Annotated in this window: 19 protein-coding genes and 1 pseudogene; 12 read left to right on the top strand and 8 right to left on the bottom strand. The window is 64.7% G+C overall.

The annotated features are described in order from the left end of the window. Positions 1 to 4 precede the first annotated feature (4 nt). Positions 5 to 856, bottom strand: a complete 852-nt coding sequence (locus LXM55_RS06910) for a TIGR02285 family protein (protein WP_233319708.1) — start codon at positions 854 to 856, stop codon at positions 5 to 7. Positions 857 to 932: 76 nt separating this feature from the next. Further along, entirely contained in the window at positions 933 to 2132 is a 1200-nt protein-coding gene (locus LXM55_RS06905) for a CaiB/BaiF CoA transferase family protein (protein ID WP_233319707.1), read from the bottom strand. Positions 2133 to 2449: 317 nt separating this feature from the next. Here LXM55_RS06905 and bacA point away from each other — a divergent pair, with 317 nt between their 5' ends. The 6 genes from bacA to LXM55_RS06875 all read left to right on the top strand — a co-directional run bounded on the left by bacA (position 2450) and on the right by LXM55_RS06875 (position 12653). Further along, positions 2450 to 3070, top strand: a complete 621-nt coding sequence (gene bacA / locus LXM55_RS06900) for a biofilm formation regulator BacA (RefSeq protein ID WP_233319706.1) — start codon at positions 2450 to 2452, stop codon at positions 3068 to 3070. Positions 3071 to 3085: 15 nt separating this feature from the next. Continuing rightward, positions 3086 to 3781 carry a PspA/IM30 family protein gene (locus LXM55_RS06895; protein WP_233319705.1) on the top strand — a complete coding sequence of 232 codons (696 nt, stop codon included), beginning with the start codon at positions 3086 to 3088 and terminating at the stop codon, positions 3779 to 3781. A gap of 66 nt (positions 3782 to 3847) precedes the next feature. Continuing rightward, positions 3848 to 4489, top strand: coding sequence for an OB-fold-containig protein (locus LXM55_RS06890; RefSeq protein ID WP_233319704.1), 642 nt, complete (start codon positions 3848 to 3850; stop codon positions 4487 to 4489). Positions 4490 to 4525: 36 nt separating this feature from the next. Then, positions 4526 to 6601 carry a flotillin family protein gene (locus LXM55_RS06885; protein ID WP_233319703.1) on the top strand — a complete coding sequence of 692 codons (2076 nt, stop codon included), beginning with the start codon at positions 4526 to 4528 and terminating at the stop codon, positions 6599 to 6601. A 178-nt stretch (positions 6602 to 6779) separates the two neighbouring features. Next, on the top strand, positions 6780 to 11927 hold the full coding sequence (locus LXM55_RS06880) for a DNA repair ATPase (RefSeq protein WP_233319702.1): 5148 nt from the start codon (positions 6780 to 6782) through the stop codon (positions 11925 to 11927). Positions 11928 to 11963: 36 nt separating this feature from the next. After that, a complete protein-coding gene (locus tag LXM55_RS06875; RefSeq protein ID WP_233319701.1) occupies positions 11964 to 12653 on the top strand; it encodes a phospholipase D-like domain-containing protein in 690 nt (229 codons plus the stop codon). 24 nt (positions 12654 to 12677) lie between these two features. On the opposite strand, the gene LXM55_RS06870 is transcribed toward LXM55_RS06875, so the two are convergent. Beyond that, positions 12678 to 14411 (bottom strand): hypothetical protein, encoded by a 1734-nt coding sequence (locus tag LXM55_RS06870; protein WP_233319700.1) that lies wholly within the window; start codon positions 14409 to 14411, stop codon positions 12678 to 12680. 219 nt (positions 14412 to 14630) lie between these two features. Here LXM55_RS06870 and LXM55_RS06865 point away from each other — a divergent pair, with 219 nt between their 5' ends. The 4 genes and pseudogenes from LXM55_RS06865 (at position 14631) to LXM55_RS06850 (ending at position 19188) form a co-directional block, all read left to right on the top strand. Beyond that, a complete protein-coding gene (locus LXM55_RS06865) occupies positions 14631 to 15173 on the top strand; it encodes a YaeQ family protein (protein ID WP_233319699.1) in 543 nt (180 codons plus the stop codon). 57 nt (positions 15174 to 15230) lie between these two features. After that, the gene (gene recJ, locus LXM55_RS06860) at positions 15231 to 16940 is read left to right on the top strand and encodes a single-stranded-DNA-specific exonuclease RecJ (RefSeq protein WP_233319698.1); all 1710 of its coding nucleotides are present in this window, start codon (positions 15231 to 15233) and stop codon (positions 16938 to 16940) included. Positions 16941 to 17488: 548 nt separating this feature from the next. Beyond that, positions 17489 to 17860: pseudogene (locus tag LXM55_RS06855) on the top strand (DUF6124 family protein); the annotation flags it as partial. A 221-nt stretch (positions 17861 to 18081) separates the two neighbouring features. Beyond that, a complete protein-coding gene (locus tag LXM55_RS06850) occupies positions 18082 to 19188 on the top strand; it encodes an NADH:flavin oxidoreductase/NADH oxidase (RefSeq protein ID WP_233319697.1) in 1107 nt (368 codons plus the stop codon). Positions 19189 to 19277: 89 nt separating this feature from the next. Here the strand turns inward: LXM55_RS06850 and LXM55_RS06845 are convergent, their stop codons facing one another. Then, positions 19278 to 20897, bottom strand: a complete 1620-nt coding sequence (locus LXM55_RS06845) for a glucan biosynthesis protein D (RefSeq protein WP_233319696.1) — start codon at positions 20895 to 20897, stop codon at positions 19278 to 19280. Positions 20898 to 21097: 200 nt separating this feature from the next. Here LXM55_RS06845 and LXM55_RS06840 point away from each other — a divergent pair, with 200 nt between their 5' ends. Continuing rightward, positions 21098 to 21631, top strand: a complete 534-nt coding sequence (locus LXM55_RS06840) for a GNAT family N-acetyltransferase (protein ID WP_233319695.1) — start codon at positions 21098 to 21100, stop codon at positions 21629 to 21631. Here the strand turns inward: LXM55_RS06840 and LXM55_RS06835 are convergent. From LXM55_RS06835 to LXM55_RS06820, 4 genes are all read right to left on the bottom strand, one after another. Next, complete coding sequence (locus LXM55_RS06835; protein WP_233319694.1) at positions 21628 to 22821, bottom strand: DUF418 domain-containing protein; 1194 nt, start codon at positions 22819 to 22821, stop codon at positions 21628 to 21630. The two genes, LXM55_RS06840 and LXM55_RS06835, sit on opposite strands and share 4 nt — an antisense overlap. Before the next feature lie 155 nt (positions 22822 to 22976). Further along, the gene (locus LXM55_RS06830) at positions 22977 to 24035 is read right to left on the bottom strand and encodes a hypothetical protein (RefSeq protein WP_233319693.1); all 1059 of its coding nucleotides are present in this window, start codon (positions 24033 to 24035) and stop codon (positions 22977 to 22979) included. Between the two features lie 13 nt (positions 24036 to 24048). Further along, positions 24049 to 24489: a hypothetical protein gene (locus LXM55_RS06825; RefSeq protein WP_233319692.1), complete on the bottom strand. Its 441-nt coding sequence runs from the start codon at positions 24487 to 24489 to the stop codon at positions 24049 to 24051. Next, on the bottom strand, positions 24479 to 24889 hold the full coding sequence (locus tag LXM55_RS06820; protein WP_233319691.1) for a hypothetical protein: 411 nt from the start codon (positions 24887 to 24889) through the stop codon (positions 24479 to 24481). The genes LXM55_RS06825 and LXM55_RS06820 overlap by 11 nt, the downstream gene beginning before the upstream one ends. 304 nt (positions 24890 to 25193) lie before the next feature. On the opposite strand from LXM55_RS06820, the gene LXM55_RS06815 reads away from it, so the two are divergent. Next, positions 25194 to 25919: a tellurite resistance TerB family protein gene (locus LXM55_RS06815; RefSeq protein ID WP_233319690.1), complete on the top strand. Its 726-nt coding sequence runs from the start codon at positions 25194 to 25196 to the stop codon at positions 25917 to 25919. Positions 25920 to 25998: the final 79 nt, after the last annotated feature.

The raw sequence follows: 25998 nt of genomic DNA, 5'->3' as shown, positions 1-25998 counted from the left end.
TTTGTCAGTGGTCTTGCAGGCTCTGGAAGTAGGCGCGGGCGTCGGCGCGGTATTCGTCGCGCATTCCAGGGTCCAGCCAGGCGGCGTACAGCTCCACCAGCCGCTCTTCGCGCAGCTTGAGCAGGGCCTGGTTGATCCGGGTGATGGCCTGCCGGCCCTGTGGGGTGTCGGAGCAGCCGACGTGGATTTCCTGATACTTGCTGGTGCCTTCGATCGGGTAGAACTCCAGGTCCTGCGGGTCGATACCCTGCTGCACGGCCTGATAGCGGATTTCCGGCCAGTAGCCCAGGAGCAGTTGCAGGCGGCCCAGGCGCTGCATCTGCAGCAGGCTGCCGAGGGCGTCGTTGCCATAGTGGGCGCGAATCTGCTGGGGCGACACTTGCTGTAGCAGGTTGTCGAGCTGTTGCCCGTAGCTGCGCTCGGCCACCACGCCAATCAGTTCCTTGCCGCTCTCGAGCAGGCCATGCAGGTCGACCTTGCCGTCATGCAGGAAGTGCGTGAGCTGTTCGCGGTCGGCGCGGCGGATCGCCAGGCCATTGCTCAATACGCGAAAGCTGGTGATGGAGAAGGCGACCCACTGCGCGCGCTCCTTGCTCCAGATCAGGGCCGGGTCGCAGGTGAAACTGGGGTCGCGCAGCATCTGCATGCCTCGGGCGCGATTGACCCGGACCAGCTCGTGCTGGTACCCCGGCAGGCTGGCGATCAATTGTGGCATCAGCAAGTCGACGACCCCGCGGCCCTTCTGCGGGCCTTCGAACATATTCAGCGGTGGCAGGTCGCGCAGCAGCCAGGTGAGCATTTCCCCGGCGTGGCCGGGCGTGCAGGGCAGCCACAGCAGGCACGCCGCGAGCGCCATTGTCAGCCGGCCAAGGCCGGGTTTCGCGCGTCGATGTGCCGGTTGTGGTGCGCCAATGTAAGACGGCTGTTTCAGCTTAGATTGCCCCAGAGTTGCGCAGGTTTTGGATCTGCTCGCTGCTGTAGCCCAGGCTCGCCAGGACGTCGCTGGAGTGCTCGCCAAGCTCGGGGCCGACCCAGTCTGCGGAGCCGGGTGTTTCCGAGAGTTTCGGCACGATGCCGGGCATCTTGAAGGCCTTGCCGTCCGGCAGCTTGGCCTGGAGGAACATCTCCCGGGCGAGGAATTGCGGGTCGTGGAACATGTCCTCGGCGCTGAAGATCCGGCTGGCCGGGACTTCGGCCTGGTTCAGTTGCTCCAGCACCTGCTCCAGGGGCAGGGACGCCACCCAGCGGTCGATCACCCCGTAGAGTTCGTCGCGGCGGGTGTCGCGTCCGTCGTTGCTGGCCAGGGCCGGGTCATTGGCCAGGTCGTCGCGACCGATGATCAGCATGAAGCGCTTGAAGATCGCATCGCCGTTGGCGCCGATCTGCACGTGCTTGCCGTCGGCGCTGGTATGGATCGACGACGGGGTGATGCCGGGCATGATGTTGCCGCTGCGTTCGCGGATGAAACCGAACACATCGAACTCCGGGACCATGCTTTCCATCATGGCGAAGATCGCTTCGTACAGCGCCACGTCCACCACTTGCCCCTGGCCGCCGTTGACCTCGCGGTGACGCAGCGCCATCAACGCGCCAATCACCCCCCACAGGGCGGCGATGGAGTCACCGATGGAGATCCCGGTGCGTACCGGCGGGCGGTCCTCGAAGCCGGTGATGTAACGCAGGCCGCCCATGGACTCGCCCACCGCGCCGAAGCCCGGTTGGTCCTTCATCGGCCCGGTCTGGCCGAAGCCCGACAGGCGCACCATCACCAGTTTCGGGTTGAGCGCGTGCAGCACCTCCCAGCCCAGGCCGAGTTTCTCCAGCACGCCGGGGCGGAAGTTCTCGATCAGGATGTCCGCTTCGCTCAGCAACTGCTTGAGCACTGCCAAGCCTTCCGGGTGCTTGAGGTTCAGGGTCAGGGATTTCTTGTTGCGCGCCTGGACGAACCACCATAGCGAGGTGCCCTCATACAGCTTGCGCCACTTGCGCAGCGGATCGCCGCCATCCGGAGACTCGACCTTGATCACTTCGGCACCGAACTCGGCGCAGATGCGCGAGGCGAAGGGGCCGGCGATCAGGGTGCCGAGTTCGATCACTTTTAATCCGGCGAGGGGCTTGCTGAGGCTGTTCATGAGGCATCCGCTGGGCAGGAAAATCTGCCTAGCCTAGACCATTGGTCGCCATTAAGGCAGCGCCGGGTGCCTGCCTTTATTGATTATTTGCGGGCTGGGCCGGGGATAATTGTGCTTCTCATTCGCTTTGTTGACGGGTTTAATGACGCCGCTTGAGAACGTAGCAGTTGCGAAAGACGAAAAAGAGTCTATGCAGCCGTTGCCGGTCTGGCGGTTTTGCGTGCGATCCGCCTGATATTTTTTGTTACAAACATCGCCTGTAAATTTTACATGTGATGAATTGAAAACCTTACATGTGATGTTTTAGTCTCTGCGTCATGGAAAACAAATCCTCAGCCCATTACCAACGTTTATTCCGCCAGCGCCTGCGCGATCAGGGGCTGGTGAAAAAGGAAGTCTGGATACTGCCGGAGAACGCTCAGGCGTTGCTGGCGGTTGAACGCAAACTGCGTCAGCCCCTAGAAGGGCTGGCTCCTGTGGAAAAGGATGGAGAAATGAGCATGCCGCAGACCTGGAATGCCCGATCGCTGTGCCAGGCCCTGGTGGCCACCGAGTTGTTCAGCAGCGGCGAAGCCAGCGTTGAACTGCTTGAAGGCGCCGAACCTAGCTTGCACGTGACCATGCGCGAATACGGCGACCTGCCGCTGTTCGTCGCCCTGTCCGGCGAGCAGATCCTGGTGGAGGCGCTGCTCTGGCCGCAAAGCGAAGTGACCGACGTGGCAGCGTTCAACGAGGAAGTGCTGCTCAGCCGCCAGTTGTTCCCGCTGTCGAGCATCGGCCTGGAAACCCGCTTTGGCGGCGAGCGCCACTACATGATGTTCGGCGCCCTGAGTGCCACTTCGATTCTCTCCAACGTGCTCTACGAGATCGAAACCCTGGCCAGCAATGTGATCAGGGCCACCGAGGCCTACGAAGGCTACCTGAAGGCTCAGGCCTGACCTGGAGGAATGCACATGAACGTATGGAGCAAGTTGCTCACCGCGCTGCGCGGTGGTGCCAATGAGGCGGGCGAGGCCCTGGTGGACAGCCAGGCGCTGAGGATTCTCGATCAGGAGATCCGTGACGCCGATCAGGAACTGCGCAAGTCCAAGGAAGCCTTGGCCGAGATCATGGCCCGGCAGAAACTCGCCGCCGAGCGCGCCAATGGCAGCGCGGCGAAGATCGCCGAATATGAAAGCTACGCCCTCAAGGCCCTGGAGTCGGGTAACGAACAGCTCGCCCAGGAAGTGGCGCAGAAAATCGCCAACCTGGAAAACGACCTGGCCGTGGAACGCGAGCAGGCCGACGGTTTCGCCGCCAGCGTGGCCCAGTTGCGCAAGGCCGTGACCCAGGCCGAGGGCAATATCAAACATTTGAAACAGCAGGTGGATACCGTCAAGGCCACCGAGAGCGTGCAGAAGGCCCAGCAAGCCGTGGCGCAGCGCTATGGCGGCTCGCAGAGCAAGCTGCACACCGCGGTGGAATCACTGGAGCGGATCAAGCAGAAGCAGGCCGAACGCGCGGCGAAGATGGAAGCCGCAGCCGAGCTGGCCAGCACCAGCAACCCCGATGACGCCCTGGACGCCAAGTTGCGCGAGGCCGGGATCGTCGCCGGCAGCACCAGCGCCGACAGCGTGCTGGCGCGCCTCAAGGACCGCAACAAGTCCTGATTCACCGTTGTGTTGTAGGGGCGGGGCCGTCGGGCCTTGCCCGGCTTTTTCAGGGATAGGAAAGCAATGGAAATCTTCCTGCAGACAGTGTTGTCGTTCCCCACAGTGCTGTTCAGCTTCATGCTCTGCCTGGCCGTGATCTATTGGGCCGTGGTGGCCATGGGCATGCTTGAAGTCGACCTGCTGGACTTCGAGGCCGACTCGCTGCTCGACAGCGCCCACGCCAGCGAAGGCCTGGCCGGGCTGCTGATCAAGTTCAAGCTCAATGGGGTGCCGGTCACCCTGGTGCTGACCCTGCTGATGTTCTTCAGCTGGTTCCTGACCTATTTCGCCGAACTCTACGTCCTCAGCCACCTGCCCCTGGGCTGGCTGCGCTACCCCCTGGGCCTGTTGCTGGCCGTGCTTGCACTGTTCCTGGCAGCGCCCATCAGCGCGGCGATCTGTCGCCCGCTGCGCCCGCTGTTTCACAAGATGGAAGCCACCAGCAGCCAGTCGGTGCTGGGGCAGACCGCTGTGGTACGCAGCGGCAGAGTCACCCTGGAACACGGCGAAGCCGTGCTCGAGAACGGCGGCGCGGGCCTGATCCTGCGTGTGCGTGCCGATGAGGCGCGAGCTTTCAAACGCGGCGATCGCGTCGTGTTACTGGAGTATCTGGAGGCGCAACACGCCTATCGGGTCATTACCGAGGACGAGTTTCGCGGCCTCTGAGCCCGGGCTTCCTCAGAATCAAAGGAGATTGATTGCATGAATTTACCGTCGCTGCTGCCCCTGCTGTTGGGGATCGGCCTTGTAGTCCTGGTGGTCTTCGGCCTGCTGGCGCTGTTCAAGGCGTTCTATATCAAGGTTCCCCAAGGTACGGCGCTGATCGTCAACGACATGTCCTCGACCCCCAAGGTGCACTTCACTGGCGCCCTGGTGTACCCGGTCATCCACCTCAAGGAGTTCATGCGCATTTCGCTGATCACCCTGGAAGTCGACCGTCGGGCCAAGGACGGGCTGATCTGCCGCGACAACATGCGCGCCGACATCACCGTGGCCTTCTACCTGCGGGTCAATGAAACCCAGGAAGACGTGCTCAAGGTGGCCAAGGCCATCGGTGTCGACCGTGCCTCCGACCGCGCCGCGGTCAACGAGCTGTTCAACGCCAAGTTCTCCGAAGCGCTGAAGACCGTGGGCAAGCAGTTCGATTTCGTCCAGCTGTTCGAGAACCGCCAGGATTTCCGCGACCGCATCATCGAGATCATCGGCAACGACCTCAACGGCTATGTGCTGGAAGACGTGGCCATCGACTACCTGGAGCAGACCGCCAAGCACTCCCTGGACCCGAGCAACATTCTCGACGCCGAGGGTATCCGCAAGATCACCGAGCTGACGGCGGCGCAGAACGTCATCACCAACGAACTGGAGCGCAACCAGGAACTGGCGATCCAGAAGAAGAACGTCGAGACCCGCGAAGCCTCGCTGTCCCTCGAACGCCAGCAGGCCGATGCCGAAGCGCGGCAGAAGCGCGAGATCGAAACCATCCGCGCCCGTGAGGAAGCCGAGACCGCCAAGGTCAAGGAAGAGGAACGCCTGAAGGCCGAGCAGGCACGCATTCAGTCGCAGCAGGAAATCGACGTGCGCACCGAGAACCATCAGCGCGAAGTCGAAGTGGCCCAGCAGAACCGCCAGCGCGCGGTGGTCATCGAAGTGGAGAAAGTCACCCGCGCCAAGGACCTGGAAGTGGTGGCCCGCGAGCGTGAAGTGGAACTGCAACGCATCGAGAAAGAAAAGGCCCTGGAAGAGCAGCGCAAGAACATTGCCACCGTGATCCGTGAGCGGGTAGCGGTGGAGAAGACCGTGGCCCAGGAAGAAGAGCGGATCAAGGAAGTGCGCGAAGTCTCCGAAGCCGAACGCGCCAAGCAAGTGGTGGTGATCCAGGCCCAGGCCGAAGCCGAGCAGGACCTGGTGCGCCAGGTCAAGCAGGCCGAAGCCGACGAGACCCGTTCCAAGCACAAGGCCGTGGAAATCAACAACCTGGCCCAGGCCGAGCTGGAAGCCGCGGCCAAGCAGGCCGAAGCCAAGAAACGCCTGGCCGAAGGCCTGGAAGCCGAGCGCGCCGCGCCTGGCCTGGCCGATGCCCGCGTGCTGGAAATCACCGCTGCGGCCCAGGAAAAAGAAGGCCTGGCGCAAGCCCGCGTCCGCACCGAGCAGTTGATTGCCGAAGCCCGTGGCGAGCAGGAAAAAGGTCTGGCCGACGCCCGCATCATGGAAGCCCAGGCGGCTGCCAAAGAGAAGGACGGCCTGGCCGAAGCCAAGGTCATGGAAGAGAAGCTCGGGGCTCAGGCCCGTGGCGAAGAGCAACTGGGCGCGGCCAAGGCCAAGGCCACCAAGGACCTGGGCTCGGCCGAAGCCGAAGTGCTGCTGCAGCGCCTGAACGCCGAAGCCGAAGGCCTGGGCAAGAAGTTCGGTGCCCTGGATTCCCTCAGCGACAGCGCGCGCGCTCACGAAGAGTTCCGCATGCAATTGGAGAAGAACTTCGAGGAAGCGATGGCCGCCATCGCCGCCAACAAGGAAATCGCCAAGGACCAGGCCGAAGTGCTGTCGGCCGCCCTCAGCAAGGCCAAGATCGAGATCGTCGGCGGCGAAGGCGACTTCTTCAACTCCTTCGCCAAGTCGCTGTCGGTGGGCAAGGCCATCGAAGGCGTGGTGGGCAAGAGCCCGGTGGTCCAGGACGTCCTGGCGCGCCTGCTCAATGGCAAGGGCGCCCCGGCGGTTGCCGCTGAACTGGCGGCCGCTGCCGTCTCGCGCAAGGCCGACGCTTCGTCTGCCGACGCCTGAAATGCCTGACCACCGCTGATTTGCCAGGCCTCGCCTGATCCTGTAGCCGCCGTTTTTACCTGCGGCTACAGGGGCAGGTGACAGGCTGCGGTTTTCAGCTGGCTGGTTTCAGGTACCGGGCTCCAGGTTTGAGGAGCCCGCTTTTTTTGCACACCGCCGTAGATCCAGGAAGGCCACGATGTCGGACGCTCAAGTCGCAACTCCCCCGCAGGACGTATTGGACAAGGCCGTCGCCGAAGGCGGCGCCTATGAGGTGCTGCACAAGCGCCTGCTGGACCAGGGCCAGCGCCTGCGGGCCACCACCGACGACCTCAACCAGAGGCGTCTCGACGAGTTCGGCAACAGCCGCATGGAAGTGGTCGGGCGGGTGCGTATCCGCACCGAGAACAACTGCATCGCCCGGGACATCGTCCAGGTCGGCGACTGCCTGTTGTTCGGCTACAACGTGTTCATCGGCCTGAAGAAGGAAACCCGCGTCGCCGACGTGTTTTCCCTCTACCGGCTGGTGGAGGAGGGCGAAGGCTACGAAGCCGAGCCCGTGCCCCTGGAAGGCAGCTTCCTGGCGGCCCAGGGCTTCCTCAACGATTTCAACGAGCTCTACACCTATTACAAGAACACCCGCCTGCTGCAACTGGCGATCCGTGACGGCAAGCTGCTGGCGAGTTTCCAGATCGGCGAGCGCGTCACCGATGTGCGGGTGTTCCGCTGGTCGATCTCGGTGGACGGGCGCGAAGTCCGTTACATCGACAACCGTGGCGAACGGGATATCGCCCTGCCGGCGCCCTTCGACTTCGAATGGAAGAAAGCCACCCGCGAGATGGTGGTCGAAGGCCGCTTTCCGCACCTGAACATCCTCGACACGGTGTTCGTCGAAACCATCGGCGGCGACCTGACCATCAAGGTCGAGAACAACACCGAGTCCGGCCTGGGCATCTACCGCGAAGAGGTGCTGGACAAGACCCAGTCCCTGGACGACTCGCAGATCGAATTCGCCCGCCTGGGCAGCCTGATCCTGCTCAAGGTCCTGCCGTACCGCGAAGAGCAGTGGCGCTACCTGGTGTTCAACAGCCTGACCCGCCAGGTCGAGCGCATCGACGCCATCGGCCTGGCCTGCGTGCAACTGCCGGAAGACCACGGGATCATCTTCCCCGGCGGTTATTACCTGCAGAGCGGCGAGTACAAGACCTTCGAACAGTCCATGGACGGCATGCGCTTCAAGCGCTCGGTGCGCTCGCCCAACGGTGAAGATGTGCAGTACATCTTCTACCACCCGGAGCAGGGCCGCTCGGTGCTGCTGACCTACAACATGATCAACCGCCAGCTGCAGAACCCGCTGTTCGGCCACGGTTACGCGCGCCTGGAAGATGGGCGCATGGTGATCTTCGCCGCCGAAGGCGATGAGCCGACCCGGGTCCACCCGATGCAGGTCTGGCAGACCCCGTTCTTCACCGAGGAATACGCCGCGCGGCAACCGACCCGCAGCGGCTTCCTCGGGCGCATCGGCAATGCCGAACTGGTGCGCAGCGTGTCCGACCTCTACGACCTGTGCCGCGAGATCGACACCCCGGCGGTGTCGGTGCAGCGCTATTCGCTGCTGTGCCAGAACACCCGGCGCCTGTTCGATGTGTACCACTGGCTGGGCAGCGCCGAGCTCGACGGCCTGGCGCCGCTGCTGCGCGAGGTGGCCTCGACCTCGGAACTGGTGCTCGATGAATACGAGAAAGTCGAAAGCATCCGCCGCCAGTCGGACCAGGCCATGGTGGCCGCCGAGGCCAAGCAGAAAGCCCTGCTCGACAGCCTGCTGGTGGACAGTTGGGACCAGGTGCAGAGCTTCGTCGACGCGCTCAACGGCATCACCGCCCAGCGCGGGCTATTGCTGACCATCCGTGACTACCGCTACATCGACGTGGCGCGCATCGACGCCATGGAAGCCGACCTGCTCAAGGCCCAGGAACGCACCGCCGCCGGCACCGCGACCTTCCTCGCCAGCGAGCAGGCCCTGCAGCCCTTCGTCACCCAGCTGGAAACCCTGGACGCCCAGGCGCAAAAAGCCGAAACCGTGGCCCAGCTCAACGAGCCCCTGGGCGCCCTGCAAGCCATGGCCGGCGACCTGGACATGCTGTCGAGCCTGATGGCCTCGTTGCAGATCGACGACGCCACCCAGCGCACCCGGATCATCGAATCGATCTCGCAGATCTACGCCCGCCTGAACCAGGCCAAGGCCCGCGCCGAGCAACGGCGCAAGGGCCTGGGCTCGACCGAGACCGTGGCGCAGTTCGGGGCGCAGTTCAAACTCTTCAGCCAGGGCATCACCAACGCCCTGGCCCAGGCCCAGGACCCCGAGCGTTGCGACGAGCAGCTGTCGCGGCTGCTGGTGCAGCTGGAGGAGCTGGAAAGCCGCTTTGGCGATCACGAACAGTTCCTCGGCGACATCCTCGGCAAGCGCGAGGAGCTGCTGGAAACCTTCGAGGCCCACAAGCAATCGCTGCTCGACGAGCGCCAGCGCAAGGCCCAGGGCCTGCTGGACGCGGCGCGGCGGATTCTCGACAGCCTCGGCCGGCGCACCGCCAAGTTCACCCAGGCCGAAGAGCTCAATGCGTTCTTCGCCGCCGACCCGCTGATCCTCAAGCTGCGGGAGCTGGCCGAGCGCCTGCGCGAGCTCAAGGACAGCGTCAAGGCCGACGATGTCGAGTCGCGCCTCAAGGGCGCCCGGGATCAGGCCGTGCGGGCCCTGCGCGACAAGACCGAGCTGTTCGAAGAGGGCGGCAATGTCATCAAGCTGGGGCCGCGCCACCGTTTCAGCGTCAACACCCAGGAGCTGGACCTGACCCTGATGCCCCGGGGCGACGAACTGCACCTGCACCTGACCGGCACGGATTTCCTCGAACCCCTGCGCGACCCCGAGCTGGAGGCCCTGCGCGACTTCTGGCAGGTGGCCCTGGAGTCCGAATCGGCCCAGCTGTACCGGGCCGAGTACCTGGCCGGGCAAGTGCTGGATGCCGCCGACCGGGGCGTTGAAGGCCTGAGCCTGGAAAGCCTCAAGCCCTTGCTCGCGCACCCTGACGAGCTGGCGCGGGTGATCCGCGACTTCGCTGCGCCGCGCTACAAGGAAGGCTACGAGAAGGGCATTCACGATCACGATGCGGCGGCGATCCTCCTGCAACTGCTGCCCCTGCGCGACAGCGCCGGCCTGCTGCGTTTCGGCGCGGCGGCGCGGGCCTTCGCCGCGCTCTTCTGGGACCGCCAGCAGCACCAGCCGCAACCCCAGCAATGGGCCGAGCGGGCCCGCACCAGCCGGCATATCCAGCAACTGTTCGGCCGCCGTGAAGGCTTGCTGCAGTTGCAGGACGAAATCTTCCTGGCGCTGCAGGACTGGCGTCAGCAGCAGGCCTTCAGCCTGCCGGCGGAGCTGTTGCCGGAAGCCGCCGAATACCTGGTGCAGGAACTGGCCGCAGAACGCATCGAGTTCACCTTCAGCAAGTACGCCAGGCAGCTGCAGGAAGCCCTGACCCTGCGCCTGCAAGGCGCGCGCATGTGGGACGACTACCAGCAGGCCCTGGCCCAGCTGGCAGAGCGGCCCGCCGCGCAGTGGGCGTTGGCCGGCAACTGGCTGTCGGCCTTGTGCGCCGAGGGCGAGTTCGCCGAATGGGCCGACTACGTGCCCGAAGCCGTGGCCCTGTCGTTGCTGCGGGACGACTTTGCCAAGCGCATCACCGAAGTCGATCTGCGTTTCAGCGTCGGCAACCTGATGGGCGAACACCCGCGCATCCAGGAGCGCAGCCTGGCGCTCACCGTGGACGGTTTCTTTGCCCGCCTGCGGGCCCACCGCGAACAGTTCCTGCCCGGCCTGCAGCGCTATCAGGCGCTGCGCCAGGGCATCATCAGCCGCGAACGCTCGGCCCTGCGCCTGAGCGAATTCAAGCCGCGGCCGCTGAGCTCGTTCGTGCGCAACAAGCTGATCAACGATGTGTACCTGGGCTTTATCGGCGACAACCTGGCCAAGCAGATGGGCACCGTGGGCGAGAACAAGCGCACCGACCTGATGGGCCTGTTGATGCTGATTTCGCCACCGGGCTACGGCAAGACCACCCTGATGGAATACGTGGCGCACCGCCTGGGCCTGATCTTCATGAAGATCAACGGCCCGGCCCTGGGGCACCAGGTGCGTTCCCTGGACCCGGCCCAGGCGCCGGACGCCACCTCGCGCCAGGAGCTGGAGAAGCTCAACCTGGCCCTGGAGATGGGCAACAACGTGATGCTCTATGTCGACGACATCCAGCACACCCACCCCGAGTTCCTGCAGAAATTCATCTCGCTGTGCGACGGCACCCGGCGCATCGAAGGCGTGTGGAAAGGCCGCACCAAGACCTACGACATGCGCGGCAAGAAGTTCTGCGTGGTGATGTCGGGCAACCCGTACACCGAGTCCGGCGAGGTGTTCAAGATCCCCGACATGCTGGCCAACCGGGCGGACATCTATAACCTTGGCGACACCCTGGGCGGCATGCAGGAAGCCTTCTCCCTGAGTTACATCGAGAACGGCCTGACCTCCAACCCGGTGCTGGCGCCCCTGGCCACCCGCGACATGGCGGACGTCTACCGCTTCGTCGCCAAGGCCGAAGGCAAGGCCTTCTCCAGCAATGAGCTGAGCCACAGCTACAGCGGCGCCGAGATCAACGAAATCACCACCACCCTGCAACGCCTGATGCAGGTGCGCGACGTGGTGCTGCGGGTCAACCAGCAGTACATCGCCAGCGCCGCCCAGGCCGACCAGTACCGCAGCGAGCCGCCGTTCAAGCTGCAGGGCAGCTACCGCAACATGAACAAGATGGCGGAGAAGATCTCGGCGGTGATGAACGACGCCGAGCTGCTGCAACTCTTGGCCGACCACTACCAGGGTGAATCCCAGCTGCTGACCACCGGCGCCGAGGAAAACCTGCTCAAGCTCGCCGAGCTGCGGGGGAACCAGACGCCGGAACAGAGCGAACGCTGGGCCCAGATCAAGCGCGACTTCGTGCGCAACCGCTCCATGGGCGGCAGCGACAGCGATGTCGGCACCCGGGTGGTGGCCCAGCTCAACGATCTGGTGGAAGGCGTGCGCGGCCTGGCCCGGCCGGCGCCGCAGCAAGGCATGCGCGAAGTGCTGGAAAACCTCTCCGAGCATCTGGAAAACAGCTTCCTGCCGCTGCTCAAGGTGATGCACAAGAAGATCGACGTCGACCTGCACAGCCACCAGCGCATCGGTGACATCGCCACGCGTGTGGACGAATTGAGCCGCATGCTCAGCCACGGTGATGTGCCCACCCTCAAGGACCCCCAACCGTAGGCGCCGGCTTGCCGGCGAACAGCCAAGGATCACGACATGGATTTTGCCCACCTGGACCGGCAGCTGCGCGACAGCCTGCAGGACCTGAAACTGAGTAACGAAGAACGGGACGAACTGCGCCAGCTGGGCAGCGAACTGGGCACCGACCAGGTGCGCTACCTGCGCAACCGGGCCTTTGACCTGGTGCGCGAGCTGAGCCTGGCGGACAGCGCCAATGTGCTGCCGGCGCTGAAATGGCTGGAGCAGGTGATCAAGACCCTGGATACCCACAGCACCCCGGTGCGCGACATGGCCAGCGCCCACTTCAGCCCCGGCGAGGATTGCCGGCGCAAGATCCGCGACCTGTGCCGCCAGGCCCGGGTCTCGGTGGATATCTGCGTGTTCACCATTTCCGACGATCAACTGAGCGACGAAATCCGCGCCTGCCACCAGCGCGGCGTGGCCGTGCGGGTGATCAGCGACAGTGAAAAGCAATTCGATGTCGGCAGCGATATCGCCGCGCTAAGGGAGGCCGGGGTGCCGGTGCGGATCGACGACACGCCGTTCCACATGCACCACAAGTTCGCCGTGTTCGACGGCCGGACCCTGCTCAACGGCAGCTTCAACTGGACCCGCAGCGCCACCACCGGCAATGAGGAGAACCTGCTGGTGATCGACCATCCGCAACTGGTGGCCAGCTACCTCAAGGAGTTCAACGAGCTCTGGGCCCGCTACGCGCCGCGTTGAGGGCGGGCAGCGGGGCGTGGTCGGTCAGGCGTTTCGGGAGGCGCGCATGGCTTCGCCGCTGATCAGCCGGTCCAGCAGTTGTTGCTGGAGCTCGGCGGCGCGCTCGGGGGCACGCTGATGCATGTCCTCCAGGGCTTGATACAGGCGTGACAGGGGTTTCTTGTCACTGAGCAGGGTGCTCAGGCTCAAGGCGTCGATGGCCTGGGCAAAACGCTGGTGCTGGATATGGTGCAGCAGCAGGTCTTCCTCCAGCATGTGGCTACCGGCGTTCAGGGCGTGCAGGCGATCCTGCAGGGCCTGGGCCTGTTCAGCCTCGTCGAGGTACAGGTAGGTGTTGGCGATGTCCTCCAGATAGAGGGTTTTGTCGTCTTCATCCAGTTCCGGCAACGGGGCGCTGTCCAGCAGGTTCATGGCTTGCTCCAACAGCGTCCTGGCCTGGGCGGTCTGGTCCAGGTCATGCAATAGCCGGGCGTGTTGGCAGAGGTGCAGCAGTTGCTGCTCGGCATCCTGCTGCTCGCGCAGGTTGTGCATTTCCTCAAGGCTGCTACGCACCAGCCAGCTGTCCCGGCGATGGGCCGGCAGGCGGCTCTGGGCTTGCAGCTGGACCTGCAGGGCGTGCAAGCGCATGCCACCCCAGAACTCCGATTCGTGCTTGTAGCCGTCGATCAGTTGCAGGGCCTGGGCCAGCAGCGCGGCCGCCCATTGCGGCTGCGCCTGGTGCTGCTCTTCGCAGAGGCTGAGCATCAGGCTCGGACGCTGGGACGGCTCGCTCACCCGCTCCTGCAGCAGGGCCTCGGCTTCAGCGGTGCGGCCCTGTGCCGCCAGATGGTTCAGCAGGTGCAGGAGCAGGCTGTGCTGATGCAGGTCGGGGGCAACGTCCAGCAGACGCAAGGCAAGATCGAGTTGCTGGCGTTTCAGGGCCGAGTCCATCAACTCGCTGTAGGTCGAGTAGTAGAAGGCGTCGTTGCCTGCCAGCAGACTGAAAGCCGGCTCCGTTTGGCCTGCCTCGAACAGGGCGAGGATGGCCTGGGCCTGCTCTTCGGCAACCAGTGCCGGCGTCCGGGCGAGGATCAGTTCAAATCGGCCCTGGGCCGCGTACTCATCGAACAGGCTGCGCCACTCCGTCAGATAACGCCCTGCGTCGGGGCCCTGAAATTGCGCCCAGGCGCGTTCGAGGTTGAGCAGCGCCTGGTCTTCCATTCCCGCCTGAAATTGCAGGCGAGAGAGGGTCAGGCAGTTGCTGATGCTCTGCTCTTCCTGGGCTGCGGGGTTTTGCGGGGTGCTCAGTTCGCTCAGCACGGCCTGGGCCCGATCCTGCTCGCCGCGGGCCTGGAGAATGCGCACCTGCAGCAGTGGCCAGCTGGGCAGTGGTTCGCCCCACTGCTCCAGCAGCTCCAGGCAGGCCTGGGTGTCGTTGGTGTCGAGCAGCGACTCGATCAGCGTGTTGAGGACATATTCCCGAGCCATGGGCGGCAATTGCCTGCCTACTTCCAGGGCCTTGGCCTTGTGCCCCGCGAGGTAGAGTTCGGCGGTCACCAATTGCAGCGCCAGTTCCCGAAGCTCGCCGCTCAAGCGCTCGGCCAGTTTCAGCGCCAGCAGCGGCTCGGATTTGCTCAGTAGCAGGGTCTGGTTGATCTGCGAGGTCACGTCGCTGGCCGTTGGCAGGGCCTCGTTCTGTTCAGCCATTTTCTGGCGGGTGTACAAAATCAGTGCGATGAACAGCAGCACGATGACAAGCAGGGTGACAAAGAGAGTCATGGACGTCCTTTTCTATTGAACTGCGGCGTTGGCGCGGTGCGCGCCGGCCGATTCGCGCGGGGGTTATAAAACCCTGGTGGCGGGCTGGCAACCGACTTTACCGAGGCAATGCATTTCAGCGAATTTCAGCGCAAGGGCGGCCGGCCGGTCAGCGGTCGGGCAGGGCGGCAGGTTTCGGGTTAGACTTGCGGCCTTTTCGCACACTCAAGAAGCCCGCACATGGCCCAGCCGTCCACCACCTACAAATTCGAACTGAACCTGACCGACCTCGACCGCGGGGTCTACGAAAGCGTCAAGCAGACCATCGCCCGTCACCCTTCGGAAACCGAAGAACGCATGACCGTGCGGCTGCTGGCCTACGCCTTCTGGTACAACGAGCACCTGTCGTTCGGTCGGGGTCTGTCGGAAGTGGATGAGCCGGCCCTGTGGGAAAAGAGCCTGGACGACCGCGTGCTGCACTGGATCGAAGTCGGCCAGCCGGACGCCGAGCGCCTGACCTGGTGCTCGCGCCGCACCGAGCGCACCAGCCTGCTGGCCTACGGCAGCCTGCGGGTCTGGCAGACCCGGGTGGTAGACGCGGTGAAGAACCTGAAGAACCTCAACATCGCCGGCGTGCCCCAGGAAGTGCTGGAAACCCTGGCCAAGGACATGCCGCGGGTCATCAAGTGGGACGTGATGATCAGCGAAGGCACGATCTTCGTCACCGACGATCGCGGCCAGCATGAAGTGCAGCTGGAATGGCTACTGGGCGAGCGCGGCTGATCACCCGCGCCGTACCTGAACGATCCACCGTCCTCCAAGAGAAGTTGCTGTTAGCCCATGCGTATCGAACCCCGTGAGTTGCCCGCCGTCCTGCCCTTTCTCGGCGACCTGCCGCCGCTGCTGACCCGCCTCTACGCCGCCCGGGGCGTGCAGTCGGTGGAGGAGTTGGACAAGAGCCTGGCGCGGCTGATCCCGTATCAGCAGCTCAAGGGCATCGACGCCGCGGTGGATTTGCTGGTGACCGCCCTGGACCAGCGCCAGCGCATCCTCATCGTCGGCGACTTCGATGCCGACGGCGCCACCGCCAGCACCGTGGGGCTGCTGGGCCTGCGCCTGCTGGGCGCGGCCCATGTCGATTACCTGGTGCCCAACCGCTTCGAATACGGCTACGGCCTGACCCCGGAAATCGTCGCCGTGGCCCTGCAGCGCGAGCCGCAACTGCTGATTACCGTGGACAACGGCATCTCCAGTGTCGAAGGCGTGGCCGCGGCCAAGGCTGCAGGCTTGCAAGTGCTGGTCACCGACCACCACTTGCCCGGCCATGAACTGCCGGCGGCGGACGCCATCGTCAACCCCAACCAGCCGGGCTGCGAATTCCCCAGCAAGGCCCTGGCCGGGGTCGGGGTGATCTTCTATGTGCTGATGGCCCTGCGCGCGCGCCTGCGCAGCCTGGGTCGCTATGAAACCCGGCCGCAGCCGAATATCGGCGAGCTGCTGGACCTGGTGGCCCTGGGCAGCGTGGCGGACGTGGTGCCCCTGGACGCCAACAACCGCATCCTGGTGCACCAGGGCCTGGAGCGGATTCGCGCCGGTCGCGCCCGGCCGGGGCTCAAGGCGATTCTCGAAGTGGCCAAGCGCGATCATTCGCGCATCACCTCCACCGACCTGGGGTTCATCCTCGGCCCGCGGCTCAACGCTGCCGGGCGCCTGGACGACATGAGCCTGGGCATCGAATGCTTGCTCAGCGACGACGCCTCGGCGGCCCGCGCCATGGCCGCCCAGCTGGATGAGCTGAACCAGGACCGCAAATCCATCGAACAGGGCATGCAGCGCGAGGCCTTGGCCCAGCTCAAGGAACTGCCGGTGGAATCCATGCCGTTCGGCCTGTGCCTGTTCGATGCCGACTGGCACCAGGGGGTGATCGGGATTCTCGCCTCGCGCCTGAAAGAGCGTTACCACCGGCCGACCATTGCCTTTGCCGATGCCGGCGAGGGCATGCTCAAGGGCTCGGCGCGGTCGGTGCCGGGTTTCCATATTCGTGATGCCCTGGACGCCGTGGCCGCGCGCCATCCGCAACTGATCAGCAAGTTCGGTGGCCACGCCATGGCCGCCGGGCTGTCGCTGCCGGAGCAGAACTTCCCGGCCTTTGCCGAGGCCTTCGACGAAGAAGTGCGGCGCCAGCTGCGCGAAGAAGACCTCACCGGGCGCCTGCTGTCGGACGGCACCCTGGCGGTGGAAGAGTTCCACCTGGAACTGGCCCGCGCCCTGCGCCACGCCGGCCCCTGGGGCCAGCACTTCCCCGAGCCGATGTTCCACGGCGTGTTCGAACTGGTGGAACAGCGCATCGTTGGCGAGCGCCACCTGAAAGTGGTGCTGCGCAGCGAATGCGGCTCGCTGAAGCTGGACGGCATCGCCTTCGGCATCGACCGTGAAGTCTGGCCCAACCCGACCATCCGCTGGGTGGAACTGGCCTACAAGCTCGACCTCAACGAGTTCCGGGGCCAGGAAACCGTGCAGTTGATGATTGCCCATATCGAACCGCGTTGAGGCGGGTACTGCCGATCAGCTCAACGCTGGAGTGAGCGAAAAATCACCTGTGGCGAGGGAGCTTGCTCCCGCTGGGGCGCGCAGCGGCCCCAAAAATGGGACTGCTACGCCCCGGAGCGCCGGCCGGTCCCACGGGAGCAAGCTCCCTCGCCACAAGTACAGTGCTTGTCCTTTACTGATTGGCAGTAAGTGATGTGGGTGGTTTTGCCAGACTTTGGGAAAGCCTGTCGGCGGCATGTCTCTTTCTTTTGTAAGGGGGTTCCGAGACACTCTCGGGCGCTTGCGGCTGGGTATTCGGCTCACTAGGCTCGGATCGTCACTGAATGTTCAGTGATCGGGTTTAGCAGCCTGTTACCAAGACACGTAAATGTTGCCGCGAGCCCAGTTGGCTTTCCTGCCTGCTGTGTTCTGTTATGGCGGCTGTGCGTGGGGGCGCCTTCGGGCGCACCGGTTCCTCGACCCGGTCTGCTAGCCCGCGTACAGCCGCCACCCTGTTTAAACGTCTAGCAGCGTTAGGTGTGGAGGCTTCATCGTCGAGGAGCTACACCATGAAAAAGATAGTCCCCGATCCGCCTGTTTCCCCTCCTTCTTCCCGTCGTAATGCTGCCCACGATCTGGCTAATGAAAGGGTTCGCCATGCCCTGGCCAATATCGGTGTAGAGGGCTCGCTGATCGCGACGCTGCAACCCACTGCCGCTGGTCCTGCGGGCCCTGATAACCCCTTCGCTGTGCGCCCCGGCATCAGTGCCGAAGAAGCATTGATTCATGTGTCCATGCTGCTCAAGGCCGCCGAGGAGGTGTCCGATGAAATCACCGAACACGCCAGCGGCATTGAGCGTGGCCTGATCTGGTCGCTGGTGCATTCCGTGGAAATGGCCCGTGGCGTGGTGGATGCCTTGCTCGATGGCAATCGCCGCGCCCCACTTAGCTGGCAGCGGCCAGTGCAACAGGTTTTTTGCCCGGTGCCGTGTCAGGAACCCAGCCGACGGCAGTGTTGTCGACTAGTCTCTAAGCACTGTCTGATTGGCCTTGTGACCTTTTGTCATTCCTCTACCCGCGGGGGCGGGCGCTTCACTTCGCAGTCACTCGTCGACCGTTCAAACAGAACCCTGGAGCCTGACCATTGACCGAGAGGTGCCCCATGAGTCTGCTGCTTGAACCCTATACCCTGCGTCAACTGACCCTTCTCAACCGCATCGCCGTGTCGCCCATGTGCCAGTACTCGTCGCAGGACGGGCTGGCCAACGACTGGCACCTGGTGCACCTGGGCAGCCGTGCCGTCGGCGGTGCCGGGTTGATCTTCACCGAGGCCACGGCGGTCACCGCCGAGGGCCGGATCACCGCCCAGGACCTGGGGCTGTGGAACGACGCGCAGATCGAGCCCCTGCAACGCATCACTCGCTTCATCACCGCCCAGGGCGCCGTGGCCGGTATCCAGCTGGCCCATGCCGGACGCAAGGCCAGTACTCACCGGCCCTGGCTCGGCAAGTCCGGCAGCATCAAGCCCGAAGACGGCGGCTGGGTGCCGGTGGGGCCCTCGCGGATTGCCTTCGACCCGCAGCACACGCCGCCCACGCAGCTGGACGAAGAGCAGATCGGCCAGATCATCCAGGCCTTTGTCGCGGCCGCCAAACGGGCCCTGGTGGCTGGCTTCAAGGTGGTGGAAGTGCATGCGGCCCATGGCTATTTGCTGCACCAGTTCCTGTCGCCCTTGAGCAACCAGCGTCAGGACCAGTACGGCGGTTCGTTCGAAAATCGCATTCGCCTGGTGTTGCAAGTGACCGAGGCGGTGCGAAAAGTCTGGCCCGAAGCGTTGCCGCTGTTCGTGCGGGTGTCGGCCACCGATTGGGTGGAGGACGGCTGGAACCCGGACGAGACCGTGGAACTGGCGCGACGCCTCAAGGATCTTGGGGTGGACCTGATCGATGTGTCGTCCGGCGGCACCGCGGCCAATGCCGAGATTCCCACCGGCCCGGGTTACCAGACGCGTTTTGCCGAGCGGGTGCGCAAGGAGTCGGGGATCGCCACCGGCACCGTGGGGCTGATCACCGAACCGGCACAGGCCGAGCACATTCTGCGTACCTGCCAGGCGGACATCATCTTTCTGGCCCGTGAGCTGTTGCGCGATCCTTATTGGCCGCTGCATGCCGATGATGACCTGGGCGGGCGCAAGGCGACGTGGCCGGCGCAGTACCAGCGGGCGACCCACAGGGAGCAGCCGATTCACGAGTCGGACTTGCGCGACTAGCGACTGGGGATAAAAAAACGCCGCTTTATCTCAAGATAAAGCGGCGTTTTTTTGCATCTTAAGTGGCGACTGGCTCTCTCAGCGCTGAATCACGGGTATTTGCGCTTGTCCGGTGCCGGCGGGAAGTACTGGTACAGCCAGGTTTCGCTCAGGGTGCGGTCGTTGGTGCGGATGAACAGCCGCAGTTCCACCGGTTCGACGCTGTCGTTGGTGGGGAACCAGTCGAAGGTGATGCGGTAGCCCTTGATCTCGTCCAGCACCAGTACGTTGAAATCCTTGACCTGGCCGTTGGAGGCGGTGACCACCGGCTCGATACCGGTGCCCGGCGGCAGGCGGTCGAGGCCGCCACCGGTGAAGTCCACGGCAAAGCGCCGCGCCCAGACTTCCGGGTAGTGCTCGCCCGGGGCCCAGCCTTCGACGAAACCGCCCATGCCGGAGCGGGTGGCGTGCACCCGTGCCAACGGCGTGCCCACCGGCGGCAAGGCGCTCCAGTAGAGCTTGTAGCCGTAGTTCAGCGAGTCGCCGGCGGCCACCGGTTGTTTCGGGGTCCAGAAGGCCACGATGTTGTCCAGGGTTTCGCCGGTGGTGGGGATTTCCAGCAGGTCGATGCTGCCTTCGCCCCAGGCCGTGGTGGGCTCGACCCACAGGCTCGGACGGCGGCTGTACCAGTCGACGGTGTCCTGATAGCTGGCGAACTCGTGGTCGGTCTGGACCAGGCCGAAGCCTTTCGGGTCCTTGTCGGCGAAGGCATTGAACTGCAGGTTCGCCGGGTTGTTCAGCGGGCGGCAGATCCACTCGCCATTGCCGCGCCACATGGCCAGGCGGTCGGAGTCGTGGATCTGCGGGTGGATGGTGTCGCACATGCGCCGTTCATGGGTGCCGCAGCTGAACATGCTGGTCATCGGCGCAATGCCCAGTTGCTCGATGGCGGTGCGGGCATTGACATGGGCGTCGACCGCCATCACCACGCGCTCGGCCTGGCAGTCGATGTCGAAACGGTAGGCGCCGGTGGCGCTCGGCGAGTCCAGCAGGGCGTAGACCACGAAGCGGGTGCTGTCCTTGTCCGGGGTCTCGAACCAGAACTGGGTGAAGTCGGGAAACTCTTCGCGGCGCTTGGCGTAGGTGTCGATGGCCAGGCCCCGGGCCGACAGGCCGTACTGGCCGGTGGCATCCACCGCGCGGAAGTAGCTGGCACCGAGGAAGGACACCACGTCGTGCTTGTCCAGTTCCGGGGCCTTGAACAGCTTGAACCCGGCAAAGCCCAGGTCGCCCTTGAGCTGTGCGGTGTCGACGCTGGAGTTCTGGTAGTTGAACAGCGCCGGACGGAAGTGCACTTCCCGGGCCTGGCGGGTCTTGGGGTCGACGCTGTGCATGCGCACCGGTTGCTTGAAGCCCATGCCGACGTGAAAGAACTGCACGTCCAGCTGCCCCTTCAGTTCGTTCCACAGCGAGTGCTGGCTGTCGTACTGGATGGCGTTGAAGTTCTGCGGGGTCATCTTCGCCAGGGTCGGCGGCAACACCTGCTTGGTGTCCACGTACGGGCTGCCCGCCAGTTGCTTGGCCTGGGCCTTGAGGCGCTCGAAATCGAAGGCCTGGGCCTCGCCGTCGGCGGTGCCGGCCCAGGCCCGGGCGGCCAGCAGGCCGCTGGCCGAAAGGCCGGTATAGGCCGCCAGGGCCATGGAGGCTTTGAGGAGATTCCTGCGGTGCATGGTTGAACCTTGTTCAGGGAAAGATCCCCAGCCGTTCCTGGCTGCGTAGGGGGATCGCGAGGGGGAGTTCGGTCATGCCATCGGCCAAACGCAACGGACTATAAACAGACGGCGGATAGAATAAACGGTTCGCCAGGGGCAGAAAAATGATTAGCTTGTGTCCATTGGTAACCGCCCTATCAGCCTCAGGAACTGCTCCCATGCTGCACTCGCGCTTGCTCGGCGAAGACGATATTTCACGGTTCAAATGGATCGACCGCGCCGAGGTCATCGAGGCCTTCTACCGCCTGCAGGACGGGCAACTGCTGCGCTACGAGCAACCTGAGGTGGTGCACGGCTGGCCGGAAGGCGAGGCCGAGCATGATGCGCTGATCTTGCAGCAGTGTTACCAGCGCGGTGGCTGGTTGTACGGGGTGTTCGACGGCCCGGCGCTGGTGGCCGCGGTGGTGGTGGATTGCCTGCCGATTGCCTGTGCCGGGCTGGACCTGCGGCAGTTGAAATTCCTTCACGTGAGCCAGGGCTATCGCGGCCTTGGCCTGGGCCGGCAACTGTTTGCCCTGGCCCGGGAGCAGGCCTTGGTGCTGGGCGGCCAGGGCCTGTATGTGTCGGCCACGCCGTCGCGGCACACGGTGGATTTCTACACCGGCCTGGGCTGCGAGCTTCTGGCAAGCCCGGACCCGGAACTGCTGCGGATCGAGCCCGAGGACATCCACCTGTACCTGCGCCTGGCCTAGGCCGCCAGGCGTTTGCGCCAGCTCGGCCAGGCCGCGATGGTCACGGCCCGCAGCAGCCATTCGCAAGGCCCGTACAGGTGGCTGCGCAACCACAGGGCGCTGAGCTGCATCTGCAGCAGGTAGATGGCGATCACCAGGAGTGGAATCCACAGCAGTGGCAAGTGGTTGACCAGCCCCAGCCCGTAACCGGTGAACAGCAGGCTGAGGATCAGCGATTGCAGCAGGTAGTTGCTCAGGGACATGCGCCCCAGCGGCGCCAACCGGCGGCACAGACGCTGGCCCAGGGCTGAATCGAAGGACTTGAGCAGGAGCATGGCGTAGCTCGCCGCAAGCAGCGGCGCGGTCAGTTGACTGATGCCGTACCCGATGATTTCCAGGCCGCCGCCGGGAGCATAGGCGGCCCAGTAGCCGTAGAGCAGAGCGCCCCCCAGGCCCAGCGGCAGGGTCAGCGCCAGCCGCCGTGTCAGGCGCGGTGCAAAGGTGTAGGGCGCCACCAAGAGTTGTTTGCGCCCGGCCACGTAACCCAGCAGAAACATCGCCAGGGTACTGGGGCCCTGCAACAGCCAGAGCGCGGCTGCGGTTTCCAGCCAGTGCGAGGCGTTGTAGGCCAGGGTTTGCAGGGCGCTACCGCTCAGTGCGAGGTCCTTGAGCAGCGGCTCGCCATCGGCGGTGCCGGTATAGAGGCCGGCCTCCAGCAGACTGATGCCGAACAGCAGGAACAACAGCGCAGTGCCGGTGATCAACAGGATCGCCAGGCCTGTGGCCCAGCGCGCCGACCACCCGCGCAGCATCAGCAGGACCAGCCCCAGCACGGCGTACAGCGAGAGAATCTCGCCATGGAACAGCAGCGCGCCGTGGACCAGACCGATTGCCAGCAGGGCCAGTTGTCGACGCAGCATGCGCGGCACGAAGCGTTCGCCCGAGCGTTGCGCAGCGTCCATCTGCAGGGTGAAGCTGTAGCCGAACAGGAAGGAAAACAGCAGGTAGAACTTGGCCTCGAAGAGGATCGACACCAGCCAGCGGACCGCGTGATCAAGGCCGCTGGAATAGGCCGGGTTGCTGACCGGCGATGCGTAGTACGGGTCGGCGAAGGACCAGATGTTCACCGCCAGGATGCCCAGCAGGGCGAAGCCGCGCAGGGCGTCCACCTGGTCCAGGCGCGCCGCTGGCGCGGACCGCGAGCGGCTCATCTGCGGTGTGCCAGCAACAGCGGCCGGGCTCTGGTGGGTGACAACGGGGTGGCGCGCATGGGAGGCCTCTGGAACGGTTGAGCGAGGGCTCAATTAACCCGATCTGGCCACCCATGGGCTATGGGGATTTTGTTAAAAAGCGTCAAGAAGCGGGCTCAGCTCCCTGCCTGGGCAGGCGCCGAGGGCTCCAGGCACTGGGCGCCGCTGGCCGGCGTCTGGTGCTTTTGGGTCCACCAGGTCAGGGGCCAGAGGCTGTTCAGGTCGCCGCGCTTGATCGCTTCCTGGTAACAGGCCAGCGCTCTGGGTGGGTCGGCAGTGCCCCATTTGCCTTCGGCATAGCCGCTGCCCAGGTAGTAATAGGCGGTGGCCGAATCCAGCTCTCGGGCGGTTCGTAGCACCAGGTCTTCGGACTTGCGCGGCTGCTGGCACTCGGTGACGGAGCCGTCGGCGAGGGGGTCGCAGTAATACATGGACAGCATCAGCGCCGCTTCGGCATCGGTCTTGGCGTAGGGCTGCAACAGTTCTTCCGGCTCCCCCGGCTTGAGCGACGGGGCCATGCCCGAATAGCCCAGGCTGACCGCCTGCACCGCGGCTACGGGCGAACCGTGGCGGGCGGCATCCAGCAGAATCCGCTGCCCGAGTTCGAAGAAGTACGCAGTCAGTGGGTACTGCTCGCGTCCGCCGTAGCCGAGGAACAGGTCGGCCTTGCGCATCTGCCGCTGCAAGGCGCTTTCGCCGGCCGGGGCGTTGCGTGTGAGCAGTTCATTCATGGACCACTGCTCGACGCGCACCAGTTGCCAGCAGGCGCCTTGTTCAAAGACGAAGGCCTGCACGGTGTCGCCCATTGGGTCGTTGACCACCAGGGTCTGGCCTTCCCAGAAGGTTTGCAGGCCCGCTTCGGCCTGGGCCTTGGGGTCGAGCAGGGCCAGCAGGTGACGGGTGTCGCCCGTGAGCTTGTAGCGCGCGGTCACTTCCCGGCCACGGTCGTCGGTGACCGGCCGTTGCTCGACCAGTGGCGTGGCGCTGAATGCCTGCTGCAGGTCCGCGCTGCTGGCAAAGGCCTGGACAAAGGTTTTCAGGTCGCTGGACGGGCAGGCGGGGGCGGCAGCGGCCTGGCTGCCGCCAGCGAGCAGCAGGCTCAGGGCGATCAAGTGCAAAACGTGACGGGCGGTGGGCATCGACAGGGTCATCCGGAGGCGGTACAGAAAAGGCATGTGGGCAGTCGGCTCATTGGCTTTGCGGGTCGCAGTACAGCACCGAGCTGCCGGGGTTGTGGCGGTCCTCGGTGAGCAGCGGACGCTCCCGGCCATCGCCGAAGAAGGCGTGCCCCAGGCGCTGGCGCACGCTGTCGACACTGTCCTTGAAGTACAGCGCGTGGACCGAGAACGGCCCGCGATAGGGGATCATCACCGCGCTGACCGTCAGGCCGTGGTACTGCTCGTCGACGCAGTAGCGGGCGGCCTCGTCGAGTTCGCAGGGTTGCAACTGGCGTTCACTGAAGTACTGCCCCCGGGGTTGGTGGTCGCTGGCGTCCAGGTAGACGTTCTCCATGGAGCAGTGGGCGAGGCCGGCGAACTGCTGTTCCAGGCTCATGGCCAGGCAGGGTTGGCCAAGCGCCAGCAACATCAGCAGGCAGAGGCGGCCTGTGCGCAGTCTTTCATTGGGCATGTAGCGGCCCCTTGGGTTGCAACAGCCGGCACAGCCACTGCGCCAGCCAGATCGCCAGCAACGACGGCACCGCCATCAGCACGCAGTAGATGTAGCCGCGTACCGGGTGGTCGGGAAACATCGCCCAGGCGGTGAACAGCACCAGGGTGCCGATCAGGACCAGCTTGACCTTGAGGTTGGGCACCAGGACCAGCAGGAAACTGACGACGATCAGCAACTGCAACAGAAGCTCCACCATCATCCCCAGGCCGAAGCCCTTGGCGAGGGCGCCGAAGTGGCTGCGATACACCGGAACGCCCCAGACATGCGCGTAGTAGAACAGCAGCGGCACCAGCGAGTGGGGCACCAGGCCGGTGAGGATTCGTATCACTTGATAACGGCCGGCGGGGTCCAGGCTCATGGCTGGCACCCGCAGGCGCTGGCGTGGGTATGACGGGGCATGGGCGCATCCTTGCTGCCGGAAGGGATCAACTGGGTCCGGTCTGTGGTGTCGGTGTTTTTCAGGCGGCGGATAGTGCCGCAACTTGGGGGGCTAATCCAGCACTGGCGGTGCCTGGCGTGCCGCCCGCACCTGTCGGCGTCGGCGGCGGCTGGTCCCGGAGAAAGCAACATTCAGAAGCACTATCGTCCCCCTCGACCCGGGCACTTCTCTCTAGGCTTACGGCCTTATGTGTCGACATGACATCCATTTTCCGGAGGCGCAGATGAACACCCGTGGATTGCTCGATCAATTACTCAGGTCCGGCCAGGAGATGTTGCAGAACAAGGCCGGTACGGCTTCAGGGGAACACGGCAAGGCCGCGCAAGGTGGCCTGGGTGGCTTGCTTGGCGGCCAGTCCGGCGGCCTTGGCGGGCTGCTGAGCGGGGCCGGCGGCGGTGCCTTGGCGGCGGGGGCCATGGGTTTGCTGCTGGGCAACAAGAGGGCCCGTAAATACGGCGGCAAGGCCCTGGCCTATGGCGGCCTGGCGGCCCTCGGCGTGCTCGCCTACAAGGCTTATGGCAACTGGCAGGCGCAGCAGGGCACGGCCCCGGCCAACCAGCCGCAGACCCTGGACCGCCTGCCCGCGCCGCAAGTGGAGCTGCACAGCCAGGCGATCCTCAAGGCCCTGGTGGCTGCGGCCAAGGCCGACGGCCATGTCGACGAGCGTGAGCGGGCGCTGATCGAGGGCGAGTTCCGCAAGCTGGACAACGACCCGCAACTGCAGCAATGGCTGCACAGTGAGTTGAACAAGCCCCTGGACCCGGCGGATGTTGCCCGGGCCGCGAGCACGCCGGAGATGGCGGCGCAGATGTACCTGGCCAGCGTGATGCTGGTGGATGAGGAACACTTCATGGAAAAGGCCTACCTCGACGAGCTGGCGCGTCAGCTGCAGTTGGCGCCGGGGCTCAAGGCCGAGCTGGAGAACCAGGTGCGCCAGGGCGCGCTTTGACCCCCAGGCCGACGGCCCCATGGCCATGGATGGCGGTTCTGCCCGAGGGATTTGCCGAAATGCCTTAAAAACTCGGCGA

Origin of the sequence: Pseudomonas sp. Au-Pse12 (assembly GCF_021341665.1) — a bacterium.
Taxonomy (GTDB): Bacteria; Pseudomonadota; Gammaproteobacteria; order Pseudomonadales; family Pseudomonadaceae; genus Aquipseudomonas.
The sequence above is the reverse complement of the archived record's forward strand: the minus strand, read 5'-3'. Positions and strand labels throughout refer to the sequence as shown.

What these genes read in the sequence shown, in the direction of transcription:
- LXM55_RS06835 (WP_233319694.1), bottom strand. Translation starts at nt 22,821, where the DNA reads ATGAGCCGCTCGCGGTCCGCGCCAGCGGCGCGCCTGGACCAGGTGGAC.
- LXM55_RS06910 (WP_233319708.1), bottom strand. Translation starts at nt 856, where the DNA reads ATGGCGCTCGCGGCGTGCCTGCTGTGGCTGCCCTGCACGCCCGGCCAC.
- bacA (WP_233319706.1), top strand. Translation starts at nt 2,450, where the DNA reads ATGGAAAACAAATCCTCAGCCCATTACCAACGTTTATTCCGCCAGCGC.
- LXM55_RS06885 (WP_233319703.1), top strand. Translation starts at nt 4,526, where the DNA reads ATGAATTTACCGTCGCTGCTGCCCCTGCTGTTGGGGATCGGCCTTGTA.
- LXM55_RS06825 (WP_233319692.1), bottom strand. Translation starts at nt 24,489, where the DNA reads ATGCCCAATGAAAGACTGCGCACAGGCCGCCTCTGCCTGCTGATGTTG.
- recJ (WP_233319698.1), top strand. Translation starts at nt 15,231, where the DNA reads ATGCGTATCGAACCCCGTGAGTTGCCCGCCGTCCTGCCCTTTCTCGGC.
- LXM55_RS06845 (WP_233319696.1), bottom strand. Translation starts at nt 20,897, where the DNA reads ATGCACCGCAGGAATCTCCTCAAAGCCTCCATGGCCCTGGCGGCCTAT.
- LXM55_RS06890 (WP_233319704.1), top strand. Translation starts at nt 3,848, where the DNA reads ATGGAAATCTTCCTGCAGACAGTGTTGTCGTTCCCCACAGTGCTGTTC.
- LXM55_RS06865 (WP_233319699.1), top strand. Translation starts at nt 14,631, where the DNA reads ATGGCCCAGCCGTCCACCACCTACAAATTCGAACTGAACCTGACCGAC.
- LXM55_RS06895 (WP_233319705.1), top strand. Translation starts at nt 3,086, where the DNA reads ATGAACGTATGGAGCAAGTTGCTCACCGCGCTGCGCGGTGGTGCCAAT.
- LXM55_RS06830 (WP_233319693.1), bottom strand. Translation starts at nt 24,035, where the DNA reads ATGCCTTTTCTGTACCGCCTCCGGATGACCCTGTCGATGCCCACCGCC.
- LXM55_RS06905 (WP_233319707.1), bottom strand. Translation starts at nt 2,132, where the DNA reads ATGAACAGCCTCAGCAAGCCCCTCGCCGGATTAAAAGTGATCGAACTC.
- LXM55_RS06840 (WP_233319695.1), top strand. Translation starts at nt 21,098, where the DNA reads ATGCTGCACTCGCGCTTGCTCGGCGAAGACGATATTTCACGGTTCAAA.
- LXM55_RS06875 (WP_233319701.1), top strand. Translation starts at nt 11,964, where the DNA reads ATGGATTTTGCCCACCTGGACCGGCAGCTGCGCGACAGCCTGCAGGAC.
- LXM55_RS06850 (WP_233319697.1), top strand. Translation starts at nt 18,082, where the DNA reads ATGAGTCTGCTGCTTGAACCCTATACCCTGCGTCAACTGACCCTTCTC.
- LXM55_RS06815 (WP_233319690.1), top strand. Translation starts at nt 25,194, where the DNA reads ATGAACACCCGTGGATTGCTCGATCAATTACTCAGGTCCGGCCAGGAG.
- LXM55_RS06880 (WP_233319702.1), top strand. Translation starts at nt 6,780, where the DNA reads ATGTCGGACGCTCAAGTCGCAACTCCCCCGCAGGACGTATTGGACAAG.
- LXM55_RS06820 (WP_233319691.1), bottom strand. Translation starts at nt 24,889, where the DNA reads ATGAGCCTGGACCCCGCCGGCCGTTATCAAGTGATACGAATCCTCACC.
- LXM55_RS06870 (WP_233319700.1), bottom strand. Translation starts at nt 14,411, where the DNA reads ATGACTCTCTTTGTCACCCTGCTTGTCATCGTGCTGCTGTTCATCGCA.